The following is a 24,868-nucleotide window of genomic DNA, read 5'->3' as shown; positions in this document are numbered from 1 at the left end:
GAATCTCAGTTTCTAAATGGATTCGCTGCGGCTTTACACAATTCCTGCTACTTTCTTAATTCTGCACCAAAAGTTTGTTGAAGAGATGCTAATACCTTCTCATGCACCTCTCCTACTTCCTCATCAGTCAGTGTATGTTCACTATGACGATACAGCAGTGAGATCGCGATGCTCTTCTTTCCATTCTCCAGCTTACCACCAGTATAAACGTCAAATACCTGTACGGACTGGAGCAAAGAACCTCCGTTATCGCGGATGGAAGCTAGCAGATCGCCCGCTGGTACAGCGGAATCCACGACCACAGCAATATCCCGCTCCATTCCTGGGAAACGCGGAAGCTCATTATATTGCAAACGGCTTTGCGCACTTTCATATAACGGCTGCAATAAGATTTCCGCCGCATAAGTATCCACCAGATCCAGCTGTCTTTGCAGATCCGGATGAATCTGTCCCATCGTTCCGATCTTCACACGACCCTCGTTTCCGAGTAAATATACCGACGCGGAACGCCCAGGATGATATCCTTCTGGACTATCTCCTACATAGACGATTTTATCGGTCAGCCCTAAATGAGTAAATACCGTTTCCAGCGCGCCCTTCAAATCAAAGAAGTCCACAGGCTGTGCCGAAACATTCCATTGCTTCACTGTTAAGCTTCCGCTAAGCAGCAGCCCCAGCACCGGCAGTTCGCGTGGCTGACGAGTCAACTGTTCTTCATCCGTGAAGAAGACGTTGCCGATTTCAAACAATGCCAAGTCGCTTTGACGACGATTGGTATTGTAGCTGGCAATATCCAAGAGTTGTGGTAGAAGGCTGGTACGCAGTACGCTGCGTTCTTCACTCATCGGCATAGCCAGCTTCACCGCTACTGCTCCTTCTGATAACTCAGGGAACATTGTGCTTTGTTGCGGCTGGATGAAGGAGTAACCCATCACCTCTTGGTAACCGCCATGTGACAATAGGCGACGCAGTTCACGACGGAGCGCTTGCTTGTGAGTTAGTGCTCCTGGTGTTGTAATTCCTTCAATTAGAGTCGTTGGAATATTGTCATACCCGTACAGGCGGGCAATTTCTTCAATAAGATCAACATCATAGCTGATATCGCCTCGTCTGGTTGGGACTTGAACTTCAATCAGCCCTTGTGCGGTATCTCCACATTTGAAATGTAGACGGCCAAACAATGTCTTCACTTCCAACAAGGACAAATCCGTTCCCAGATAACGATTCAGTTTCTCTAAGGACAAGGTGAGAACCTTCTCTTGAACAGCGTCAGTTCCTGCTTGCACGATGCCTTCATGGACCGATCCGCCAGCATAACGTGCAATCAGTACGGCTGCACGGTTCAATGCAGGAATAACTGCACTTGGATCCACCTCCTTCTCGAAACGAAGGGAGGCTTCCGAGCGAAGTCCCAATTGACGCGAGGTTTTACGAATCGTTCCTCCATCAAACTTAGCAGATTCCAGAACAAGGTTTACCGTCTCAGCAGTAACCTCTGTATCCCGTCCACCCATTACTCCGGCCAGACCTACAGCTTTTACTCCATCAGCGATAACGAGCATTTGCGGCTCTAGCTTACGCTCTTGACCGTCAAGTGTAACCAAAACTTCACCTTCATGAGCAAGACGAACGCCGAGTTCTCCACCTTGTACTTTATCTGCATCAAAAGCATGCAGCGGCTGTCCATATTCCAGCATCACATAATTGGTAATGTCCACGATATTATTAATTGGACGAACCCCAGCAGCCATCAGACGATTCTGAATCCACAGCGGTGATGGTGCAGGTTTAACACCTGCAATATAACGAACTGCATAATGGCTGCAGTATTCTTCATCTTCAATCTTGACGGAAATGGAATCCGCAGCAGGACCACTGATCTCAATCATTTCGCTTTTTGGATCAGGTAATTTAACTTCACGCCCAAGAATTGCACTTACTTCATAAGCAGCACCAATCATGCTGAGGCAATCTGAACGGTTCGGAGTCAGATCGAATTCCAGAATCTCGTCATCTAAACCGAGGACCTTGGAAATATCCTGACCAATCTCTGTCCCTTCAGGCAGCACAAGAATACCTTCTTGTTGCTCTTTTGGAAGCAATTTATCATTCAGTCCCAATTCTTTGGCCGAGCAGATCATTCCTTGCGACAGGACACCGCGCAGCTTGGCTTTTTTGATATCCAGTCCTGGCAGCTTTGCGCCAACCATTGCTACAGGTACAGTTTGACCTGCAGCTACATTTTTTGCGCCACAAACGATTTGTAGCTCCTCATCTTGGCCCACATCCACGATACATACGTTCAGCTTGTCTGCATCAGGATGTTTTTCCTTTGATTTTACATAGCCGGTTACGATGCCGGAAATGCCTTTATTGCGGCGCTCTACGCCGTCAATCTCAATGCCGGCAGCGGTAATCTTCTCCGCTAGCTGTTCGGCGGTTACTCCTTCAATCGATGTATAATCAGCCAACCATCCGGTTGATACTTTCATATCCGCTCACTTCCTTTATGTTTCAGATGTATTTATTTCACTGTCGTTCGCGCTGCTTCCTGTGGGAGAACGCTCCAAAGCCATTCTCCGCCACTATCAGCCAGCGCGCCCACAAAAACTAAACGCCCTTGAATTGCTTCACAAAACTCATGTCATTACTATAGAAATGTCGGATGTCATCGATGCCGTATTTAAGCATTGCAATCCGCTCTACACCCATTCCGAAAGCGAAGCCGCTGTACTCAGCAGGATCATAGCCACCCATTTTCAGTACATTTGGATGCACCATACCTGCGCCAAGGATTTCTAACCATCCGCTTTGCTTGCATAGTCTGCAGCCATCGCCGCCACATTTGAAGCAGCTTACATCTACTTCAACACTTGGCTCAGTGAATGGGAAAAAGCTCGGACGAAGACGAATGCCTGTATTCGGTCCAAACATCTCCTGCACAAATTGTTGCAGGGTGCCCTTCAGATCACTCATTCGAATGTTACTTCCAATGACCAAACCTTCGATTTGGTGGAACTGGAAGGAATGCGTTGCATCATCATCATCACGGCGGAATACTTTACCCGGGCAGATGATTTTTACCGGAGCTTCACCGTTCATAGCCTGCATAGTACGAATCTGTACCGGCGAGGTTTGTGTGCGCATTAACAGGTCATCCGTTAAATAGAAAGAATCCTGCATATCACGTGCCGGGTGATTCTTAGGCAGATTTAGAGCTTCAAAGTTATAATAATCGGTCTCTACTTCCGGGCCTTCAGCTACACGGTAGCCCATGCCGATAAAAATATCCTCAATCTCCTGTACGACTCTGCTAAGCGGGTGAATGCCCCCTTGCTGCATACGGCGACCCGGTAAGGTTACGTCTACTTTTTCAGCCTGCAGACGTTGCTGGGTTTCCTGCTCTTGAAAAGCCTCCTGCTTTGCGCCGATAATCTCCTCAATAGCACTGCGAACCTGATTCGCTACTTGCCCGATTACCGGACGTTCCTCAGCACTAAGTCCTCCCATACCGCGCAGAACCTCTGTAAGCTCACCTTTTTTACCGAGATACTTCACTCTTAGATCATTTAGTACCTGCGGATCCATAACCTCCTGCAGCTTAGCCAGCGCTTCAACCTTCAATGCTTCCAACTTCTCTTTCATGGCCGTGTACAGCCCCCTTCAATCATTGTCTAGTTCAACAAAAAAAGGCCTTTCCTCCCGGTAAGGGACGAAAAGACCGTGGTACCACCCTTGTTAGACAAGCTGATCTGTTCCCCTTAAGAGCTTCATTCCCTCTTTTGGCTGGACAGATACCTATCTCACTTTATACAGAAATAACGGTCTGTGACCGGTATCCCCTACCCTTCCCTATTAGACAGCTTAAGGAATTCAGGGAACTGCTCCGGAGTGAACTTCGACAGCTCTGCTTCTTAGAAACGCTCTCAATCCGCGGCGTCTCCTCCCTGTAAGTCAGGCACTGTGTACTCTTCTCCATCACTGCATTTCACAATTCATGCTAATTGTCAGGTATCTCTTTACTACAAGAGATATGTCTCTTTATTATATGCAAAATCTGTCGTTTTGACAAGCTGGACAAAATTAGGCTAATTTTTATCTTCTTTTAAGCTGGCTTTAAGCTTCAGAGCCATTTTCCCAACTTTTCTTCAGCTAACATTCAGCGGAGCTTGATAATTTCCATTACTAGGAAGGCTTGCTTATCCACTCGGGTGCACCTTCGCAGACTATTAACTATCCTATTGGGAGGAAATCAAATGCATGTACGGAGAATAAAAGTAGCCGCGGTGCTGCTAAGCACAGCTGTGCTTAGCCAATCTGCAGCGTATGGAGCTCATGCCGCTTCGGCCGGGACTACATCCACCAAAATAGCAACAACAGCTTCCGTATCCGCTCTGGATAAACTAGGCTCCATAGCCTTGAAGACTAACATCAGCGCAAAGCTGACGGATGTCAGCTTATTAACTCAGGATGGCGGAAATATTCTTACATACACACTCAGCTACTCTAATGGAAGCAACGCTAGCCTCAATCTGGTGGACTTTTTCTCCAAAGTAACTACTAGCGGCGGTACAGTTATTCAAGGAAGCTCTATTACCAGCAGTGCAACCATCAAATCTATTGCCGCGAAAAGCAGTCAATCTATCACCTACTATGTAAACATCGGCAAATCCACCTCTTTAAACGGGGTCAAAATTTCATTGTACGGATGGGACTTCAACACCACCGATTATCAAAAAAAGCTAGGGAACTTCACCGTACCAACAGGATATTCACAAGCTGTCGCCAGAGGGCAGAGTAAAAAGATCACCCTAAACAATCTCCCTGTAACCACCAAGGCAGAGAGCCTGCAAATTTATAAATATAACGGTAAGGTCTATGCCAAGGTTGGCGTTAGCTTCACTAATCAAGGAACCAAGGTACTCAGTGATACTGGACTTAAAGGATACCTCGCTTCCGCTGGAGGATCTGTATTTGAACTCGCACTTGATGACACCAGCACCAGCTATAAAGTACAGCCTCAGGAAAAGAAGACGATCTACTATTTGACGGAAATCCCTTCTTATATGAAGACAGACAACATGGCGCTGCAATTTGCCGGAGAAGATGCCTCATTAAAAATAGCGTTGCCGGTTGTCGCCTACAATCTCCCCGCTGCAACAACACCGGATCTTGTCGTAGCCAGCAATGTCACGAAGAAGCTTACAATCAGCAATAATACAGTCGAAACACAGCTGAAAACGGCTAACGTCTATGCTGACAATGGCAACGCAAAGTGGACACTACAGTTCCGCATCAAAAATAGCGGCAACAAAGCAGTGAATGTGCCTGCCTATGAACTTGCTATTAAAGCCGCTGAAGGGTATAGCTTTCCGGTAGATACGAAGGATTTTGCCAGCCTAACATTGAAACCGCTTGAAGAAAAGATTATTGAACTCAGCGCAGATGTACCACTCACACTCAATCAAGGAACATTGCAGCTGCAAATGACTGAGCCGGCTGCTGAGGGCAAGATCATTTTTCCTACCGCCTATTATCAGATCCCTTACACGCTGCAAACTAACAATTGGCAGGACACGGAATACCCCATTGAGAACAGTCACGGTACATTTGTTGTCAAAATTGCAAACATTCAAAGACTCCCTTGGTCTGACAAAGACCAGATCGTGGCTAAAATCAACATTCGCAACACTAAATCAACCTCTGTTCAGCTTCCTGCGCTTACAAGTGTCGTCAAAGCTGGAGAAAGTGACATCAGCAGCACTTCCCAGGTTGTCTCAGAAAGTACGCAAACCATCCTCGGTCCAAATGAATCGGCTGCTGTGTATGTCGTAGCCAATGTTCCTTATAGCTATACTTTCAATCAATTAAAAATCACCCTGCAAGAAACTTCAGGTGAAAGTAAGCTTAACTTCCTTTCTCTAAGTACTACCCAACTGGACAGCCGGGTACAGAGTGTTGCAGCTGAAAATTCTTTCCATCTTGAGCTTGAAGGTAAAAAAGCGGAATTACTTGTACGCCGGAACCTCGTGTACCCAGGTACAGATTCAAATCTCTTGTACACAGAACTAGAAATGAACAGTGAGGAATCGCGTAAATCCGAACAGGCTCAACTCGTAGCCTATTACAAAACACAAGACAATCAATATTATGAAGCCGAAGTCACCCAGTCCAAAACCTCCACCAGTCCTAACGGAAAAAGTCTGGTCACCCTCTGGAGTAAGCTCCCTCTCGGTATAGATCCAGCGAACCTTGTCCTTTACATCGGGGAGGGTGTTTCTGAAGGCAAGCTTACCGCTCCTGACGGTCAATCGACGGGTTACATCAATACGGTATCGCTTGGACTGAACCAGTTGGGGGTGGAGCCCAAAGGCAATCTTTTGAACGTGGAAATGTTTCCTTATACCCTATCCGTTACAAATGCAGTCGCCACCGTCACCGCTGGTAAAGATACGCTCAGCACTGTCCTAACCTACAACATGTCAGCCAGCACGCTTTATGAATCAGGCACCTATGAGCACAAACTGGTGTTGGAGCTGATTGACCCCTTAGGACAAAGCATGGAAAAAACATTAACGCTTGGCACAGATCTACAATTAGGTACCTTCAAGTCGTACACCACAACCTTCACAAGCAGCCTGTACAAAACACTGGGTGGCGGCGCAATCCGGTTGAATCTATACGACGAATTCCAAGGCCATCGAAATCTGCTGGGAACACAAACCTATGTTGTCACTTATCAGGCGGCATCAACGACTTCGAACAGCAACTCTACTTCTGGCACAGAACCAGACACCAGCAATACATCGGGCATTAATATGATGAGCTATGGAGGATAGAAATGAAGAAGAAAAAAATAGTGTTCTGGACTCTTGGAGTTGTAGTTGTAGCCACAGCAGGAATGCTGGTTTATACATTGTTACCTGATAAGAACAGTCAAGCCGCTGAAGTGCCTGTTAACACAGCTACCGTTACAAAGGGCGATATCGTAGTTAGTGTATCCGGAGCCGGCTCCGTGATTGCTACAGAAACTGGTAAAGTAAAAACGAAGGACAGCGGGACCGCAGCTGAGGTTCTTGTCAAAGAGGGCGATCTCGTGAAAAAAGGCCAGACTTTGATTACCTTTGAAGGCAATGATCTGAGTGACAATCTTAAGCAGGAGCAAACTTCACTTGCCTCGCTTGAGACCGATCTTGAGGACAAGCAGGAGCAATATAAGAAGCTGGCCGTGGCAGGTGCATCAGAAGATGAGCTAGGCAATGCCAAACGTTCGATTGAAAAGGCCAAAACCGACATTTCGGCGCAACAGGAAAAAATAGCTTCTGTCCAAGAAGATATGCTTCCTCCTGATCCGTTAACGGCTCCTATTGATGGAACTGTAACGACAGTTAATATTGCAAGCGGCGAAAAAGCCATGGACGGCTCTGAACTCATCGACATTACCGATTATGCTAATTTAAGTGTAGTTGTGCAGGTGGATGAGCTTGATATTCCTACTGTAAAGCTAGGGATGCCTGCCACTATTTCATTGGATGCTCTGCCTGATACGGAATTCAAGGGAACGGTTACGAAAATAGCTAATGAGGGCACCGCCTCAAACGGTGTTTCCCTCTTCGATGTTACCATAGGTCTAACAAGCTCCGAAGGTGCTCTTGTTGGAATGTCTGCGGAAGTTTCAGTAACCACTGCTGAGAAAAAGGATGTATTAACAGTACCTATTGAAGCTGTACAAGAAAGAAACGGAAAATACACAGTTTCTATTCCTCTAGCAGCGGGTTCAGTCACAACTTCCAAAACTGCTGGCGAGGGCCAAGTACCAATGCCTAGCGGTGCCCCTGACGCCCGCGGCGGCGCTATGCCCAGCGGGGCTCCTGACGCCCGCGACGGCGCTATGCCCAGCGGGGCTCCTGACGCTCGCGGCGGCGCTATGCCCAGCGGGGCTTCTGATGCTCGCGGCGGCGCTATGCCCAGCGGGGCTCCTGACGCTCGCAGCGGCGCTGCCGGTGGAAGAAATCGCGGCAATAGCTCAGGACAGATGGTCACTGTCGAAGTGGGTCTCCATGATGAGAGCAGCATTGAAATTGTCAGCGGACTCCATGAAGGGGACCAGGTGATCATCCCTACCGTAATCTCTACGAAAACCGGAACAACCAGCACGGAAACGGAAACTAGAGGTGGTATGGGCAGTATGGGTGGCGCTGGCTTCGGCGGCAGTGGCTTTAGTGGGGGTGGCGGCTTCACCGGAGGTGGCGCTGGTGGTATGGGCAGCGCACCAGGTGGTGGCGGAGGTGGCGGCAGATGAGTGCTTCAGCACCTCTGATCGAAGTTCACGACATGTCCCACGGCTACACAATGGCCGGAGAAACCATGACGGTCTTAAATAGCCTTTCCTTTACAATTGATCTGGGGGAGTTCGTAGCTATTATTGGTCCCTCCGGTTCTGGTAAATCAACACTCATGAATATGCTTGGTTGCCTCGATATCTCTGATGAAGGAAGTTATCTTCTAGATGGACAAGAGGTTCGCAAGTTATCCGACAATAAGCTCGCAACGATCCGCAATGAGAAGATCGGCTTTATCTTTCAAAATTTCAACCTGCTCCCCAAGCTGTCAGCCATTGAAAATGTGGAGCTGCCATTGATTTATCGTGGCCTCCCCCATCGGGAAAGAAGACAACTAGCACAGGAAGCACTCATTAAAGTAGGGCTGGAGGATCGGATGCATCACCGCCCTTCTGAGCTTTCGGGAGGACAGCAACAGCGGGTAGCGATTGCCCGGGCTATGGCGGGATCTCCCCCTATTCTACTCGCCGATGAACCAACCGGGGCACTGGATACACGGACGGGGCAGGAAGTCATGCAAATGATACGTGAGTTAAATAAGCAAGGACATACCATCATCCTTATCACACATGATCTGGAAATAGCTAAACAAGCGGAGCGGATTATTCGTATTCAGGATGGCAACCTCGTGGAAGATCGGAGGAATGCGGGGTGAAATTGTACCAAAGCATGCGAATGGCCTTGAAGAGCATCAACAGCAGTAAGGTTAGAGCTTTTTTAACGATGCTTGGGATAATTATTGGAGTCTCTTCGGTCATCATTCTTGTTTCTGTTGGGCAAGGAACTACTTCACAGATCACAGAGCAGCTAAACGGACTAGGCACAAACCAACTCACTGTAAACATTACTGGCCGTGGGGCGACTACCTCTCTCACCTATGCGGAAGCCCTTGCTCTAGGGGATATAGAGGGTATAGCAAATGTAGCTCCTGTGATCAGCGGCAATGCTACAGCCAAGAATAAAACAGACAACGTTAGTGTAACTGTAGAAGGAATCACCCCCTCTTATGAGGAGGTAAAGGATTTTCATGTACAGGCAGGCCGCTTCTTGCTTGACATTGATAACGAATACCGGCAAAAGGTAGCGTTGATCGGTTCAGGTACGGCCGAAGATTTATTCGGTACAGACAATCCTGTAGGGCAGAAGGTCCAGTTAAACGGAATTAGCTATAAAATCGTTGGGCTTTTAGAAACAAAAGGCTCCAGTCTAAGTGGTTCCAACGACGATATCATACTCATTCCTATAAGCGCGGCAGAACGCCAATTAAAAAGTAAAGGCGTCCGTTCCATCACCATTAAGACAACTTCAGCAGATACTGTAGCAGCTGCAAAAGAAAAACTGGAAAGTACGCTTGATGCTAAATTCAATTATGCGGATAATGCTTTTAGTGTGTTTGATTCTCAGGAAATGCTGGAAACTGTCAATTCCACAACAGATACACTTTCCATGGCGCTTGCAGGCATAGCAGGCATCTCACTTTTTGTCGGCGGCATCGGAATCATGAACATCATGATCGTATCTGTCAATGAAAGAACACGTGAGATTGGTATCCGTAAAGCAATTGGTGCCAAAAAATTCGATATCCTCGCTCAATTCATGATTGAATCCATCGTGCTCAGCGGTTTGGGTGGGGTGCTTGGGGTCGGCATTGGTATCGCGGGCAGTTGGCTGCTGGGTAAATACTCTGCACTTACAGTTTCCATTGCTTGGGATATGGTACTGATTTCTTTTATTTTCTCCTTACTCATCGGCGTGATTTTTGGAATGATGCCTGCGAACAAAGCCGCACGACTTCGCCCCATTCACGCACTGCGTAACGAATAATGAATGATTAGCTGTCCTATAGTCATTAAGATGACTAAGGGCAGTTTTTTTCAGCAGCTGTAAAAGGTATCATTTATGCTCGAGTTGGGTAATAGGAACCATCGGTTTGAATATAGATAATTCAATAGGCCCATACACTAAACTTTAAATTTTGTCATTTTGATTATTATCTGAGTAAAGATTGCTCTATAAGCAGCACGTCCTATATACTTGATATACTAGAAACTACCATTTACTCACACGTACACTTTCCTATGTTTTCCCACTATGTATACAACACCTCTTTTATCCCAAAAGCACCTTCAAACATCAGTGAATGTATTAAATTACGCCTGACCATAGATTGCGTTCTGCAGGTTCTACTTAAGCAGCAATAGATTTTCTTAATCATCTTATACAGGGAGAAGATGACTGTGGCAGGATTCTTTGAGTTCAAGGTAACACGCAAACTATTCTATGTCTTCGCTGCAATCTCCGTCCTTCTGGTTGGGATCAGCGTCGCCTCGCTACTCTATTTAAATTACACGATTAATAGATTGTCAGATTCTCTTTATGATGATATATATCAGAACTCTAAGCTCATACTGAGCGCGGATCGTGATCTGCATCAAGCCGCTGTAGCCTTGCAAATCGCAATGGGTCCAAACCTAACAGCCGCAGAAGGTGAACAGTTCACTAAGGAGTTTATAGATAATAATCTTCAAGCGGAGGAACGAATAAGTGTAGCAAGATCAAATATCAACGCTATAAAAAACCCTTACAGTGATATGAAACAAAGTGGAATTATCCTTTCCGAATTAAAAAACGAGCTCAGCTCCTTCGAAACTACCATTATCAAATGGAAAAATTCAGGGTATACGCTAATAACAGAACGGACGAAGAGCAGCTGGAACCCAGATTCATATTCTGCGCTCACCCTAAACTCGCAATTCAATGAAGCTAGGACACATCTCGATCAAGCAGAGGACTTGATTGGCAACTACGCCTTGCAAGTAACGGATGGATTTGGAGATAAAAAAAGCGCTTTGTTCTCTCTTTATTCACTCCTCTTATTTGTGTTTCTCCTAGTTATTATTTACCTTGGACGCAAAATCATCTGGCTCCAGAATGAAATGCTGGAAGAACAAACACTTTATCAGCTTATCGGTGAAACCATGTCTGATTTCATTATTTTGACGGATCCCAACGGGTTGATTCTATATGCTTCTCCCTCACACTCCAGTATTCTAGGCTATGTGCCTAAAAAAGGAGATCCGTTATCCAACTACATACGTGAACCGGAAATTGCCTGGGCTAAATTAAAAAGTGTTGTTCAGGGAACTCCGCGTATTTCTGAACTGCGCATGCGCGGAGCAGAAGGTCAGTGGGTATGGCTTGAAACTAAGGTGTCACCTGTTCTCGGCAGCCGTAAATTCCCAGCACAATTTATGCTGTTATCTCGGGAAATTACCCAGCGAAAACAATACGAAGAACGACTACATAAGCTAGCCTTCTATGACCATTTAACAGCGATTCCCAACAGGGCTCATTTCAAAATGTATATGGAGAACCTTATCACCCAACCCGAAGGACGGAGGCAAAATATTGCGCTTGCCCTGCTGGACTGTGATAGATTCAAGCAGCTAAATGATACCTTAGGCCATCTGGCTGGAGACGAATTTCTTCAGCTGCTCTCCCGTGAACTTCAGCATACGGTTAAAGGAATAGGTCAGGCCTTCCGGATCGGCGGAGATGAGTTCGCAGTTGTACTGCATCGATTCACTTCTCCAGAGATGCTTGATGAAACACTGCAGCGGTTACTTAAACTGTTCAACAAGTCTTGGTCTGTTGATAACGGGTCCAGCTTCCACACCTCCGCGAGTATCGGAGTCGCTTTATTTCCTGAACACGGAAGCAGTATTAATGAACTGCTGCGTGCCGCCGATTTGGCGATGTATCGCTCCAAAGACCATGGTGGCAATAAAGCCCATCTCTACTACGAGCTTGTGGACGAAGGTTTAGCTAACCAGACCATTGTAAAACCATAAGAGCAAATAAAAAGCTGTCTCAGGAAAAATCAACCCTGAAACAGCTTTTTTTGTATGGCCTCTAACTGCTTAACCGAAGATGATCTTCTGAAATTTCGTCAATCTCCTGATCACGATCCCGAACTAAGACCTTGGTTAACTCTCCATTCGTAGAACAATCAATGAAACGGTCTCCGTCCCCATCTTTTTCTTCCCAATCATTAAGCCGCAAAATATATCCGATAGTTTGGGTATCTGGCAGCACTTCGATACGGGCTACTGCACGCCCGTTCTCCATATAACGGAAATCGCATTGTCCATCCTGGATTCCTGTATCCCAAACCCAAAGATTCCAGCCTTGGTAATTCTGATCTGGGCGTTCATAGTGTATTTCGATAATTTTAGAGCGTGGGGCTGGCTCACCACATTCATCATAAAGGACCATCATCGACAACCCTTCCACCTCTACCTCATTGCCTTCGATTCTGCGGATGGCTTCTATCCCGGCACGGGTATGGTCTACTACTACGTTCCAACTATCAGCAACCTCAGGAAGTGATACCGACATCCGGTCATTATTAGCATTGAAGACAACGGTAATATTGTTCCAGAGATCGCCTCCTGCATGGCTTCTAATCAGATACGATACTATTCCGCCATCACAACGCAGAAATTCTAAGGAGCGTTCAATTTCCTGGCGGCCATGCAGACGAAATGCCGGATGTGTACGCCGCAGCTCGATCAGGCCTTTATAATATTGAAATACGGGCTTAAATGCACTTTTCATATTCCAGCGGATCGAGTTGACCGCATCACCGCTGCGGTAGCTGTTATGATCTCCAAATTTACTGCGCAGGAGCTCATCCCCAGCATGCAGGAAAGGAATCCCCTGCGAGGTCAGAATCATTCCGTTAGCAAGCAAGGATCGACGTACAGTTTCATTACCGAGAATATTCTCCTGATCTACATTCACGTATGGATTGGCAAGGGCCACTGCCTCTTCCAGATCTTCGTTATTCATGTTAGCGATTACCGGAAAATCAGCTTCCTGACTCCCTCCTTGAACGATAAGCATCTTATCCCATAAATTCAAATTATCATGGGCAGTTACATAGTTCACCGATTCCACAGGCGAGTCCGTAAACTCATGAATTGCTCCTTTAATTCCGGCTGCAATAGCACCTTCTTTGCCGTATTCGCCTGTCACGAACCCTCTTCCGAAGCCATCACTATCCCCTTTGATTGCTGAACGGAAGTTATCGTTGAAGACAGCATAGCCCTTGCCCCGTTGTACACCTTTTAGCGTTTTAGTGGCCAGCGGAGAATCTCCACCCGTCCAAGGTTCACCGTAAAGCAACAGATTCGGATTCACTTCTAGCCGAAGCTCTTCGGTAATCTCCCGCATGGTAACACTGTCCATCAGTCCCATTAGATCAAACCGGAAACCATCCATATGATATTCCGAAGCCCAATAAGATAAGGAGTCCTTAATAAATTTACGGACCATCGGACGTTCTGTAGCCAGCTCATTGCCAACCCCGGAGCCATTCGACAAACGTCCCGTAAAATCGCGGCGATAGAAATAATCTGGGACAAGCGGTTCAAAGGGGCCATTCTCCACAGCATACGTATGGTTGTAAACGACATCCATAATTACCGCGATCCCGCGGCTGTGTAAGGCCTGCACCATCTCTTTAAATTCACGAATCCGCAAGCCAGGATTGGCAGGATCGGTGCTGTAAGATCCTTCAGGTACATTATAATGCTGGGGATCATACCCCCAATTGTAGTCCACATTAGCTATGGAGGAACCCCGATTGACCACCTTCAGCTCATCCACGGTCTGAAAATCAAATACCGGCATCAGATGTACATGGGTAATCCCTAATTCAGCCAGATGATCAATCCCCACTGTATTTCCTGCCGAATCCTTTAATCCAAATTCGGTAAATGCTTTGAATTTACCCTTATAATGCATACCTGAGCTCTCATGTGAGGAGAAGTCACGAACATGCAGTTCATAAATCACTGCGTCGGCAGGATGCTGTAACGGAGGCGCTACATCCTGATCCCAATGTTCTGGATTCGTATCCTGCAAATTAACGATTGCTGATCTTAAACCATTTGCAGATACCGCTGTTGCATAAGGATCTACTGCTTCCGTCACATTGCCATCTGCAAAAACAGCACGGTACATATAATATTTCCCTTTTAGATCACCTGATAACTTGGTCTGCCAGACTCCACCATTACTACGCTGCATATATACAATACGACCATTGTCCATAGCACTCTTTGGTGACTCAGTATTCAGTTGATGCCCACCTGTTTCGTACAGTACAAGGGACACAGCAAGTGCCGTAGGTGCCCAGACTTTAAATACACTGTACTCCGTTGAATACGTCAAGCCTAAATCCTTGCCCTCGTAGACTTCCATCATCAATTCTGCATTTATATAATTTTTACTCATGAATTAACACCATCCTATGGCTCCCCACCTAACCTGTGGGGTTGCTTATAAGTCCATATATTACCAATTCATTTCATATTAATACTTGCACAGCGCTGCAAGTCGGCAAATGGAGTATAAACTTTCTATGGATCCTTACTATTATATGTACGACATATTTATAGGTTTGGGTTCCTTATCGACTTTATGCTCATTACTAATACTATCGGTATAGACATCTGCGCAATAAAGAAAATAAACAGTGAACAGTAAATGAGGTCGAATTACAGAAAATTATAGGTTAAAAAACATAAAAAAGCCGACCTCCAGCCATCGGAAGTCGGCAATAGTAGTTGGAAAAACAGTAGAACGCTAAAACGGATTAATGCATGCGTAAAAAGTTACTTAGCGATACTTTGAACAAGCGCAGCGACTTCTTCAGCCGTGCCAAGCTGCAACGCTTTTGCAGCCAAATCCTTCATGTCGGCAGCCGACAATTTAGATATTTGACTACGCGCTGGCAAAATGGAAGTTGCACTCATGCTGAATTCGTCGAGACCAAGACCCAGTAGCAGCGGAATAGCTGTTGCGTCACCAGCCATTTCACCACACATCCCCGTCCATTTACCTTCTGCATGGGCTGCATCAATTACATTTTTGACCAAACGCAGGATGGCTGGATTGTAAGGCTGATACAGGTAAGATACCTGTTCATTCATACGGTCCGCAGCCATTGTATATTGAATAAGATCATTCGTACCGATACTGAAGAAATCAACTTCCTTAGCAAACTGGTCAGCCAGTACAGCAGTTGATGGAATCTCAACCATTATGCCAAGCTGAATGTTGTCTGATACTTCCTTACCTTCTTCCCGAAGCTTAGCTTTCTCTTCGAGCAAAAGATCACGTGCAGCACGGAATTCACCAAGCGTAGCTATCATAGGGAACATAATGCGAAGATCCCCGTGAACACTTGCTCTTAGTAATGCGCGTAATTGAGTACGGAAAATATCCTGACGATCCAGGCAAAGACGGATCGCACGGAAACCAAGGAAAGGATTCATTTCCTTCGGAAGGTCAAGATAAGGCAGCTCTTTATCGCCACCGATATCCAGGGTACGTACGACTACCGGCTTACCCTTCATGTTCTCAAGTACAGTACGGTAGGCGTTATATTGAATTTCCTCAGAAGGCAGCTTATCGCGACCCATGTAAAGGAACTCAGTGCGGTACAGACCTACACCTTCGCCACCATTCTCAATGACACCATTCACATCATTTGGTGTACCAATATTGGCAGCTAGTTCAACATGTTTACCGTCTGCTGATACTGTAGGTTCGTCGCGAAGTTTCTTCCATTCTGCGATTCGCAAGTCGTAAGCTTCCTGCTTGCGAGTGTACTCTGCCACTTCAGCTTCGCTAGGATTGATCAGAACGTCTCCGTTCAGACCATCGACAATCACCAAATCGCCAGAATTCACTTCTGACAGAACCGTTTTAGTTCCAACAACCGCTGGAATTTCCAAAGAACGTGCCATAATCGCAGAGTGGGAAGTACGTCCACCAATGTTCGTTGTGAAGCCTTTAACGAACTTACGATTAAGCTGTGCTGTATCCGATGGTGTTAGATCTTGAGCAATCACGATTACTTCTTCACTGATTTCTGCAGGACTTACATAATGAATGCCCAGCAGGTGGTTCAGCAAGCGCTTGGTAACATCACGCATGTCAGCTGCACGTTCCTGCAGATAGGCACTCTTCATATTTTCGAACATCTCAATGAATTGCGTAGCCACTTCGTTTAGCGCATAGTCCGCGTTAACCGATTCCTCACGGATTTTATCAATTACAGGATTGATCAGCTCTGGGTCATCAAGAATAAGCAGATGTGATTCGAAAATCTCAGCCTTCTTCTCCCCCAGCTCTGCCAAAGTACGCTCTTTAATCGTTTGCAGCTCCACTCTTGATTTGGCGAGTGCATCATTCAACTTAGCGACTTCTGCTTCAGTATCACTGATACTTGTCTTCGTAATCGTATAATCCGGATGTTTCAGGATAAAAGCACGGGCTACTGCAATCCCTGCTGAAGCCGCGATTCCTGAAATCTTATTCATGGATTTCCCCTAGCCCTTCTTTAATCATTACTTCTTGAAGAGCGTTCAAAGCTTCTGCTTCTTCGCTTCCTTCAGTAATTAAAGACAAAGTATCCCCAGCTTCAAGACCCAATGATAATACGCCAAGAATGGATTTCAAAGTTACTTTTTTACCTTTAGCTTCTGCATATGCTTCTGTACCTTTGAATTTTGTTGCTGTATTTACCAAGGCAGTTGCTGGACGTGCGTGAATTCCATCTTCATCGACAATTCTGAATGTTTTTTGCATAATATTATCCAACTCGCTTTCTGTTATTAAAGTATTTTAAATTTATAGTGAAAGCTTCGCTTCCTTGTATGAACAAGGAAGCATCGGCCCTTGCACTTTTACTGAATCGTAATGATGTCTTGGTCTCCTATAGAAACCTTACCCGGCTTCTTCAATGTCACAGAAGAGCCCTCTGGTAAATTAGAGAAAATAACAGGTGAGATTACAGAAGGTGCATGTGCTTTTACATACTCTAAATCCACTTCCATAATCGGTTGTCCAGCCGCTACAAGATCGCCCTCTTCAACTAATACCGTGAAGCCTTGACCTTTAAGCTTAACCGTATTAACCCCAATATGAACTAGCACTTCCTTGCCTCCGTCAGACATAATACCGATGGCATGTTTGCTCGGGAACACGTTAAATACCTTACCGTAAACCGGTGAAGCAATCTTCCCATCTTCGGATAGGAACGCGAAGCCGTCGCCCGTCATTTTTTGGGAGAATACTGGATCTGGCACCTCTGTGATATCCAACAATTCACCGTTTACTGGAGATACGATATCTTCCTTGATAATCGCTTCACCAGCTTCACCTGCCTGTTGTTCTTCTTCTGGCTCTGGAGTAACCACTACTGGAGCTGCTGAAGCTGCAGGTGTCTTTCCGTTAATCACATCTTGAATCTGCGATTTAATCGTATCTGAACGTGTGCCAAAAATCGCTTGAACGTTATTACCCACTTCCAGCACACCTGATGCACCAAGTTTCTTAAGACGGTTCTTGTCTACGCCTGCCTTATCTTTAACTTCAACACGAAGGCGGGTAATACAAGCGTCTAAATGAGTGATGTTTTCTTTACCACCTAGAGCGGACAAAATGTTCCGCGGTAGATCATCACCGGCTCTGGAGACAGACTCCGTATTCACTTCTTCTTCTTCATTCGTATCTTCTTCACGACCCGGTGTCATAAGATTGAATTTCCGAATTACAAACCGGAAGCCGAAGTAATAAATTAAGGCAAGGACCAGACCTACCGGAATGACCAGCCACCAAGCTGTACGGTTCGGGATAATACCAAAGAGCACAAAATCGATAAAGCCACCCGAGAATGTCATGCCGATTTTAACATCCAGAATATGCATAGTCATAAAGGACAGACCTGCAAACACAGCATGTACAGCGAACAGCAACGGAGCCACGAATAGGAACGAGAATTCGAGCGGCTCGGTAATCCCTGTCAAGAACGATGTCAATGCCGCGGAAATCATCAAACTTCCGACGATCTTTTTATTCTGAGGTTTAGCTTCATGATAGATAGCCAAAGCCGCTGCTGGAAGACCAAACATCATGAATGGATATTTACCTGTAGTAAATGTCCCTGCTGTGAAGTCTACTCCATCGCGAAGCTGCTGCATGAAGATCCGTTGGTCACCACGTACCAATTCTCCAGCTTTATCAACGTAGGTACCAAATTCATACCAGAATGGAGAGTAGAAAATGTGATGCAGTCCAAAAGGAATGAGCGAACGCTCGATCGTTCCGAAGATAAACGCTGCAAGCGTTTTGTTCGTATCAATCATACTTTGTGACACATAGTTCAGACCATGTTGAATAGGTGGCCATACTATTGTTAGTAACAAGCCCAAGATTAGAGCTGTTACCGCCGTCATGATCGGTACGAAACGTTTACCTGCGAAGAAACCCAGGTAAGAAGGAAGCTCAATTTTGAAGAATCGCTTGTACATGGCCGAAGCCAATATCCCGACGAGTATACCTCCAAACACCCCTGTTTGCAGTGTTGGAATCCCTAATACGCTGGCATACGAGAAGTCGCCTTGGCTCAGGACGTAATCATTAACGCCAATAACTGTACCCATCGTAATGTTCATTACGAGGAAACCGATAATGGCAGCTAGACCTGCAACACCTTCACCGCCGGCTAAACCTATCGCAACCCCCACCGCGAAGAGTAAGGCTAGATTATCAAATACAATTTGTCCTGAGTTCATCAATACGTTGGCAACAGCCTGAACAACATGGTTCTCCAGTGCTGGAACATATTGCAGGAAGTCTGGGTTTACCAGCATGTTTCCTATTCCAAGAAGCAAACCTGCCGCAGGCAGAATAGCTACTGGAAGCATCAGAGCTTTACCAACTCTTTGTAAAACACCAAACAACTTTTTAAACATTTAGGTTACTCCTTTCATTAATTTCACTAAAACAGATGCCAAAAAAGGCATGAGCAACACAGTATAGAAGTTGTAATCTAACGCTATCGTTAGATTGCCCCAAGAAGGGGGTTAACAACCAAAATACTGTAATTCACTCATGCCTGATCGAATCAGTTACACGCTCGATATTCTGTTTTGTTGATGACAGTGAACATTGTAGCATCGTTTTTTTTAAGTGGCAAGCGTTTTTTTTGAAACCATGATTTGTTACAACTTTTGCACTTTAAGGAGCTTCACCATTCTTGTCCATATCTTGTTCGTCCACTTTTTTCTGGGCAATACGCTGCAGGTGAATCGTCAAATAACTCACCTCAGCTTGATACACGGGAATTCGCACACGCTGTTCGATAATTTTTGTTAATTTCCAAGCCAACGAATACATCTCAGGATACTCCCGTTTCATGAGTCCATCCAGGGTTGAGGTCTCTTGTACCGCCTCTCCACGGCGTAATCTTTCTAGAACGAATCGCAGATGGGTTACCAGTCTTGAGTAATCAAGTGAATCACGTGGGATTCGATAGTCCAGATAATTCTCGACTAACCCAACCAGCTCTCCAATCAAGAGAGAATGTTGTCTAACCTCGGAAATTTGCCTATTACTAAGTGCACTGACAATATGAAGAGCCACAAAACCTATCTCATCCACCGGCAATTCCACGCCCATAGCCTCATTGATCCTTCCAATCGCATATTCTGCCATCTTATATTCCTCAGGATAAATCTCCTTAGTTTCATACAAAAATGGATTATGAATTGGGATATCTTGTTCGAAACGACGGATAGCAAAAGAAATATGGTCGGTAAGTGCAATGTGAATATGCTCATTAAGCGGCTGACGGCTACAATGCATAATATGTAATACTATTTCTTGAACGACCTCAATCAACTTCTCATCCACTTGGGGAAGAAGCTGTTTATATTGTTCCTGTTCCTCCTGGCTGCGAAGAATAAACATCTTCTCCACGGAGGATAGATTAATCTGATCACGCAGCTTGCGGTTAAACCCTATCCCTTTACCGATAACTACAACCTCGGAATATTGAGGATGCTGGGCAATGATAACGTTGTTATTCAACACCTTCGCCACTGTTATGCTACTCATTTTTGACACCTCTTTTATTTCTAAACACCTAACTTCCAGCAGCATACGCAATAAGAAATCGTACGATGAATACAAGCTTTGCTACCATCATAACACCAAGAATTGCATATTAGAAGAACACTCTGTGTCCTTACTAAGCTAGTAGATCAGAGTGAACAGCCTTAAAGGCTTTTATTTTACCTGAAAAAATCTTTAAACACCAGTGAAAGCGTCGATGTCTGTATATACAATAATTCCCACGGGATGCCGATAAGCTATAAGGTTTATCAAAAATCACCTGTAAACGCATGAGCTTTTTATCATGTTGTCTAATTTAGATCAAAACAGATCAAAACATAAAGATTAAGGTATGACCAGCAGCTTTGCCAGTCATACCTTAAGTAAATTAAATCCATATAAATTGCATTAAACTATTTTTCCTTTTGTTCAGGCACAGAAGTTAAAGTCTCGCTGGCTGTACTAGATGTTACTGATGGCTGAATATAAGTTGCAGGTGTAGCTGGTGCAACAGGTGCGACTGGTGTAACTGATGCTCCTTTGCTTCCGGAAGCTTTAGAGGTCAACCCCTTGATCAGTGCCTCTACATCAATCCCTGAGACGCTCTTCAACATCTCTGGAGCGGTGGACATTAGCTGAGTCACATAATTGCTGACCCGGGCTGCACCTTCCCCGTTACCGGTATCTACAACGGTAAGTTTATCAATAGATGCCAGCGGCTTCGCAATTTGGCCAGCCAAATCAGGCAGCATTTTGACGATGATATCGAGCACCGCTGCTTCGCCGAATTTCTGGAAAGCTTCCGCCAGTTTCTCTTTGGCTTCTGCTTCCGCTAGACCGCGCAACCGGATAACCTCAGCATCCGCTGTACCTTTAGCCAGCTCTGCATCCGCCATCGCTTGACCTTCAAGACGCTTCTGCTCAGATGTCGCTTTAGCTTGCGTTTCAATACTATATTGCAAGGCATCTGCCTCACGCATTCTCTTCGCCTTATCGGCTTCCGCCGCTTGCTCTACTGCATAACGATCCGCTTCTGCTTTTTTCTTCACTTCAGCATCATACTGCTTCTCGCGGACTTGAATTTCTTTGGCTTGCAAATCGATTTCACGTTCCTTACGTACCAGCTCAACCTTCATCTGTTCTTCAACAACGGTCTGCTTTGCACGTGCCTCTTGAATATGATAAGCCTGATCGGCTTCCGCTTTCGCTGTATCCTGATCCCGTTTAAACGCAGCCACCTTAAGCTGGTTTTCCTTGGAGGCTTCGGCAATATTCGTATCCCGCAGCAGCTCAGCTTTTTGCCCTTGCTCTTCTGCGTTTGCCTTTTGAATTCTCGCATCCCGCACTGCTTCTGCTTCAGCGATCTCTGCATCCCGCTTCACAGCAGCTATCCGCGGTTTACCCAGTGCCTCTAGATATCCATGTTTGTCTCGCACATCCTTGATGGTAAAGGAAACAATTTGCAGACCCATTTTCTTAAGATCACGTGCCGCCACGCCTTGAACCTCTTGCGCAAAGCGGTCACGGTTACGATATACTTCCTCAACGGTCATCGAACCGAGAATGGCCCGCAGATGACCTTCAAGAACTTCTTGTGCTTCGCTCTTCAGTGCTTCAATCGGTTTGCCCATAAATTGCTCAGCAGCTGTCGCCACATCTTCCGTTGAGCTACCCACTTTAATGATCGCCACACCGTCGGCAATAACCGGAACCCCTTGTTCGGTGTATACCTCCGGGGTCGTCACATCGAGTTTATGAGAAAGAAGCGACATAAATTCAGCCTTCTGAAAGACTGGGAGTATAAAGGCCCCGCCCCCGCGTACAATCTTTATTTTACGACCAGAACCATCGTCTGAAATATGATTTTTCCCCAAGAACGACCCCGTTACGATCATCCCTTCATCGGGTCCAACCGTTTTGTAACGTGCCCAGAATGCGATCCCTAGCACAAACAAAACAGCAACGACAACAGCAGGGACTAACAAATACTCAGGAATACCGAACATTAAAGATCCACTCCTCTTCTCTTTTCGAATTCTGACACCAATGCAACGCCTTCTCTAACCTCCACTACAACAACTTTAATCCCTGCCGGAAGCAGCTCATGATCAAAGCTTGCTGCCGTATGCAGGCTATTGCCGGCGCCAAACTTTACCATAATCTCACCATAACCAGTGGCGGGAACAGGAATTGTGATTTCCCCGATCTTGCCAGGCAGATCACTCATTGAGAAACCATTGGACATTTCGCTTTTTTCCATGGGCTTAACCACCCCTAGATACATAAGTACTCCCAAAAAAGCGGCGGCTAACAAAGACAAAGCAATGATCGCCCCAGCTTCCAGAGCGCTGTACCGGGTTAGAAGAATGCCCGCTCCGCCGAACACGGTTATCCCTCCTGCCAGTACGGTGGGATTCAGAAAATCTACGGATACGAAATCAAAGACCCCATGCAAGGCATCTCCGATCAGATCTCCCACCAGGACGCTGACTATGGCAAATATGACGCCTAGCGCCAAGCAGCCTAAATACAGCGTTTGCATTTTTATTTCCTCCTGTCTTCAATCAGGACTGTCATATTACATTAAACGTACAAAGTAGGTCCTTGGTTTCACAATCTTTGGATATTCACCCAAATAAGTTCCATTCAGAGGATAAGCATGCTCACATTGGCACTATTTTATTACATGTGCTGGGTTGTCCTAAAGGCCGTCCCATAGTTGGTGAAGCGCGGATTTTTGTTGGGTAACACTCTCGCGCGTATGAAGAGGCTATGCTGCTTACGCACCTCGGCCATCGGACTCAGCAGACCCTATTCGCCGATTTATCCGACTTTTGGTATGCTATCGGACCGCATAGTCTCTATTGGCATGAAAATAAGCAAATATGAGACCATTTCGAAGCAATAGTGTCTCTGGTGTCCGAAAACTTGCTCAAAAGGCTGAAAATTCGCAAATAACGTCAGCTAGGTCCGTAAGACTCCCGAGGACGGTCGACGGATTAGATTACGGGTGCGAACAGTGATTGATGAGGTACCCCAGCAGCAGCGGAGGTACGGTCAGCGGCAGCGAAACCTTGGGATGAGAGCGACAGGAAAGTATAGAAAGAGGAGCAAGTCACACTAGAACATAAATACAAAGAAGCGATTCTTCCATAACGGAGGAATCGCTTCTTTGACATTCTATTGTGACTTCTGGAATAAAGACAAAGGTTTCTTTTCGTAGAAGAATTACTTACAAAGCCATTTTATAAATCTCAACTACGTCTTCACGCTCAAGCTTGCGGAAATTACCAAATGCTCCGAAACGAACAGCCTTGTCAGCCATACTCCCGATCTCGCTGTCATCAATATCATAATCTCCGAGTGTCTTCGGCGCACCGATGGAATCCCAGAAATTGCGCAGAGCCTCGATACCCTCCAGCCCGATTTCTGCATCAGTTTTGCCAGCAGGTTCAACTCCGAACACATTTACTGCAAGCTGACGGAAACGCGCAGGGTTTGTGCTGAGATTATATTTCATCCATTGCGGGAACAGAATCGCCAAACCTCCGCCATGCGGAATATCGTATACAGCCGACACTGCATGCTCGATATTATGAGTCGCCCAATCTCCGGCAAAACCCATGCTGACCATTCCGTTAAGCGCCATCGTACCGCAGTACATAATGGTCTCACGCAGCTCGTAGTTGTTCAGATCTTCGATAAGCTTCGGCGCGGTTTCAATTACAGTGCGCAGCAAAGTTTCACAGAACCCGTCTTGTACCGGTGTATTGCCGTCTGTATGGAAATAGTGCTCCAGAACATGCGACATGATGTCCACCATGCCATAAACGGTCTGATCACGTGGCAGAGAAAAAGTGTTCTCTGGATCAAGAATCGAGAATGCCGGGTAGGCATGCACGCTGCCCCAGCCCATTTTTTCCTTAGTAACCTCATTTGTAATTACGGAGCCGTTATTCATTTCAGATCCCGTAGCAGCCATTGTCAGCACTGTGCCCAGTGGAAGCGCGTCTTGAGCCGCTGCTTTACGCTCTACAAAGTCCCACATATCACCATCATATTTCGCTCCAACAGCAACAGCTTTTGCGCAGTCCAATACGCTTCCGCCCCCTACTGCAAGAACAAGGTCAATATTATGCTCCCGGCACAGCTCTACGCCTTTATGTACTGTGGAAAGACGTGGATTGGGTTCTACTCCAGAGAGTTCAGTCACTGTAGCGCCTATTGAACTCAGCTCAGCAACTACTTTATCGTACAAACCGCTGCGCTTGATACTGCCGCCACCGTACATCAAAAGCACATTTTTACCGTACTTAGGCACCTCTGTCTTCAAGGCTTCAAGGGTACCCTGTCCAAAAATCAGCTTGGTAGGATTATAAAATTCAAATTTACGCATATGTGTAAACCTCCAGTAGTTAATTCATAATGTCTTACTCCTTCGTATTATAAACCTCTGATTACCCGCATTCAAATTAGGTGGCTGGGTTTCGTCATTCCGAATAAAAAAAGATGCCCCAAGCCCATAGGCTAGAGGACATCCTTAAATCCAAATTCAC

15 protein-coding genes and 1 other annotated feature are annotated in these 24,868 nt (G+C 45.8%); of the genes, 5 read left to right on the top strand and 10 right to left on the bottom strand.

Annotation, left to right across the window (positions count from 1 at the left end):
- Window positions 1–47: 47 nt before the first annotated feature.
- Both pheT and pheS read right to left on the bottom strand, forming a co-directional pair.
- Window positions 48–2,492, bottom strand: a complete 2,445-nt coding sequence (gene pheT / locus MHI51_RS08370; protein WP_405173762.1) for a phenylalanine--tRNA ligase subunit beta — start codon at window positions 2,490–2,492, stop codon at window positions 48–50.
- A 118-nt stretch (window positions 2,493–2,610) separates the two neighbouring features.
- Window positions 2,611–3,645: a phenylalanine--tRNA ligase subunit alpha gene (gene pheS, locus MHI51_RS08365; RefSeq protein WP_076126387.1), complete on the bottom strand. Its 1,035-nt coding sequence runs from the start codon at window positions 3,643–3,645 to the stop codon at window positions 2,611–2,613.
- A gap of 60 nt (window positions 3,646–3,705) precedes the next feature.
- Window positions 3,706–3,991: a binding site (T-box leader), on the bottom strand.
- A 265-nt stretch (window positions 3,992–4,256) separates the two neighbouring features.
- Here pheS and MHI51_RS08360 point away from each other — a divergent pair.
- The 5 genes from MHI51_RS08360 (at window position 4,257) to MHI51_RS08340 (ending at window position 12,193) form a co-directional block, all read left to right on the top strand.
- Window positions 4,257–6,839 (top strand): hypothetical protein, encoded by a 2,583-nt coding sequence (locus tag MHI51_RS08360; RefSeq protein ID WP_405173761.1) that lies wholly within the window; start codon window positions 4,257–4,259, stop codon window positions 6,837–6,839.
- A gap of 2 nt (window positions 6,840–6,841) precedes the next feature.
- Window positions 6,842–8,302: an efflux RND transporter periplasmic adaptor subunit gene (locus MHI51_RS08355; RefSeq protein WP_405173760.1), complete on the top strand. Its 1,461-nt coding sequence runs from the start codon at window positions 6,842–6,844 to the stop codon at window positions 8,300–8,302.
- Entirely contained in the window at window positions 8,299–8,997 is a 699-nt protein-coding gene (locus MHI51_RS08350; RefSeq protein WP_076135911.1) for an ABC transporter ATP-binding protein, read from the top strand. Before MHI51_RS08355 ends, MHI51_RS08350 begins: the two co-directional genes overlap by 4 nt.
- Window positions 8,994–10,166, top strand: coding sequence for an ABC transporter permease (locus MHI51_RS08345; RefSeq protein ID WP_143761960.1), 1,173 nt, complete (start codon window positions 8,994–8,996; stop codon window positions 10,164–10,166). The genes MHI51_RS08350 and MHI51_RS08345 overlap by 4 nt, the downstream gene beginning before the upstream one ends.
- A 413-nt stretch (window positions 10,167–10,579) precedes the next feature.
- Window positions 10,580–12,193, top strand: a complete 1,614-nt coding sequence (locus MHI51_RS08340; RefSeq protein WP_076277649.1) for a sensor domain-containing diguanylate cyclase — start codon at window positions 10,580–10,582, stop codon at window positions 12,191–12,193.
- 61 nt (window positions 12,194–12,254) lie between these two features.
- Here the strand turns inward: MHI51_RS08340 and pulA are convergent, their stop codons facing one another.
- From pulA to MHI51_RS08300, 8 genes are all read right to left on the bottom strand, one after another.
- Complete coding sequence (gene pulA / locus MHI51_RS08335) at window positions 12,255–14,642, bottom strand: type I pullulanase (protein WP_341001588.1); 2,388 nt, start codon at window positions 14,640–14,642, stop codon at window positions 12,255–12,257.
- A 380-nt stretch (window positions 14,643–15,022) separates the two neighbouring features.
- Window positions 15,023–16,735 (bottom strand): phosphoenolpyruvate--protein phosphotransferase, encoded by a 1,713-nt coding sequence (gene ptsP / locus MHI51_RS08330; RefSeq protein WP_405173759.1) that lies wholly within the window; start codon window positions 16,733–16,735, stop codon window positions 15,023–15,025.
- Window positions 16,728–17,003: an HPr family phosphocarrier protein gene (locus MHI51_RS08325; protein WP_076126374.1), complete on the bottom strand. Its 276-nt coding sequence runs from the start codon at window positions 17,001–17,003 to the stop codon at window positions 16,728–16,730. The genes ptsP and MHI51_RS08325 overlap by 8 nt, the downstream gene beginning before the upstream one ends.
- A gap of 98 nt (window positions 17,004–17,101) precedes the next feature.
- Entirely contained in the window at window positions 17,102–19,171 is a 2,070-nt protein-coding gene (ptsG, locus tag MHI51_RS08320; RefSeq protein ID WP_076135917.1) for a glucose-specific PTS transporter subunit IIBC, read from the bottom strand.
- A 265-nt stretch (window positions 19,172–19,436) separates the two neighbouring features.
- Window positions 19,437–20,315, bottom strand: coding sequence for a glucose PTS transporter transcription antiterminator GlcT (glcT, locus tag MHI51_RS08315; protein WP_076126370.1), 879 nt, complete (start codon window positions 20,313–20,315; stop codon window positions 19,437–19,439).
- Window positions 20,316–20,725: 410 nt separating this feature from the next.
- Window positions 20,726–22,318 (bottom strand): flotillin family protein, encoded by a 1,593-nt coding sequence (locus tag MHI51_RS08310; RefSeq protein WP_139330125.1) that lies wholly within the window; start codon window positions 22,316–22,318, stop codon window positions 20,726–20,728.
- The gene (locus tag MHI51_RS08305; protein ID WP_076184696.1) at window positions 22,318–22,854 is read right to left on the bottom strand and encodes a protease; all 537 of its coding nucleotides are present in this window, start codon (window positions 22,852–22,854) and stop codon (window positions 22,318–22,320) included. Before MHI51_RS08305 ends, MHI51_RS08310 begins: the two co-directional genes overlap by 1 nt.
- A 690-nt stretch (window positions 22,855–23,544) precedes the next feature.
- Entirely contained in the window at window positions 23,545–24,708 is a 1,164-nt protein-coding gene (locus tag MHI51_RS08300; RefSeq protein ID WP_076218461.1) for an iron-containing alcohol dehydrogenase, read from the bottom strand.
- Between the last annotated feature and the right edge of the window lie 160 nt (window positions 24,709–24,868).

The sequence above is a fragment of the Paenibacillus sp. FSL H8-0260 genome, from assembly GCF_045040625.1.
GTDB lineage: Bacteria > Bacillota > Bacilli > Paenibacillales > Paenibacillaceae > Paenibacillus_AQ > Paenibacillus_AQ odorifer.
This window is presented reverse-complemented; position numbering and strand designations above follow the sequence as displayed.

Coding starts and splice junctions, on each gene's coding strand:
- pheT (WP_405173762.1), bottom strand. CDS start 2,492: ATGAAAGTATCAACCGGATGGTTGGCTGATTATACATCGATTGAAGGA.
- pheS (WP_076126387.1), bottom strand. CDS start 3,645: ATGAAAGAGAAGTTGGAAGCATTGAAGGTTGAAGCGCTGGCTAAGCTG.
- MHI51_RS08360 (WP_405173761.1), top strand. CDS start 4,257: ATGCATGTACGGAGAATAAAAGTAGCCGCGGTGCTGCTAAGCACAGCT.
- MHI51_RS08355 (WP_405173760.1), top strand. CDS start 6,842: ATGAAGAAGAAAAAAATAGTGTTCTGGACTCTTGGAGTTGTAGTTGTA.
- MHI51_RS08350 (WP_076135911.1), top strand. CDS start 8,299: ATGAGTGCTTCAGCACCTCTGATCGAAGTTCACGACATGTCCCACGGC.
- pulA (WP_341001588.1), bottom strand. CDS start 14,642: ATGAGTAAAAATTATATAAATGCAGAATTGATGATGGAAGTCTACGAG.
- ptsP (WP_405173759.1), bottom strand. CDS start 16,735: ATGAATAAGATTTCAGGAATCGCGGCTTCAGCAGGGATTGCAGTAGCC.
- MHI51_RS08325 (WP_076126374.1), bottom strand. CDS start 17,003: ATGCAAAAAACATTCAGAATTGTCGATGAAGATGGAATTCACGCACGT.
- ptsG (WP_076135917.1), bottom strand. CDS start 19,171: ATGTTTAAAAAGTTGTTTGGTGTTTTACAAAGAGTTGGTAAAGCTCTG.
- glcT (WP_076126370.1), bottom strand. CDS start 20,315: ATGAGTAGCATAACAGTGGCGAAGGTGTTGAATAACAACGTTATCATT.
- MHI51_RS08310 (WP_139330125.1), bottom strand. CDS start 22,318: ATGTTCGGTATTCCTGAGTATTTGTTAGTCCCTGCTGTTGTCGTTGCT.
- MHI51_RS08305 (WP_076184696.1), bottom strand. CDS start 22,854: ATGCAAACGCTGTATTTAGGCTGCTTGGCGCTAGGCGTCATATTTGCC.
- MHI51_RS08300 (WP_076218461.1), bottom strand. CDS start 24,708: ATGCGTAAATTTGAATTTTATAATCCTACCAAGCTGATTTTTGGACAG.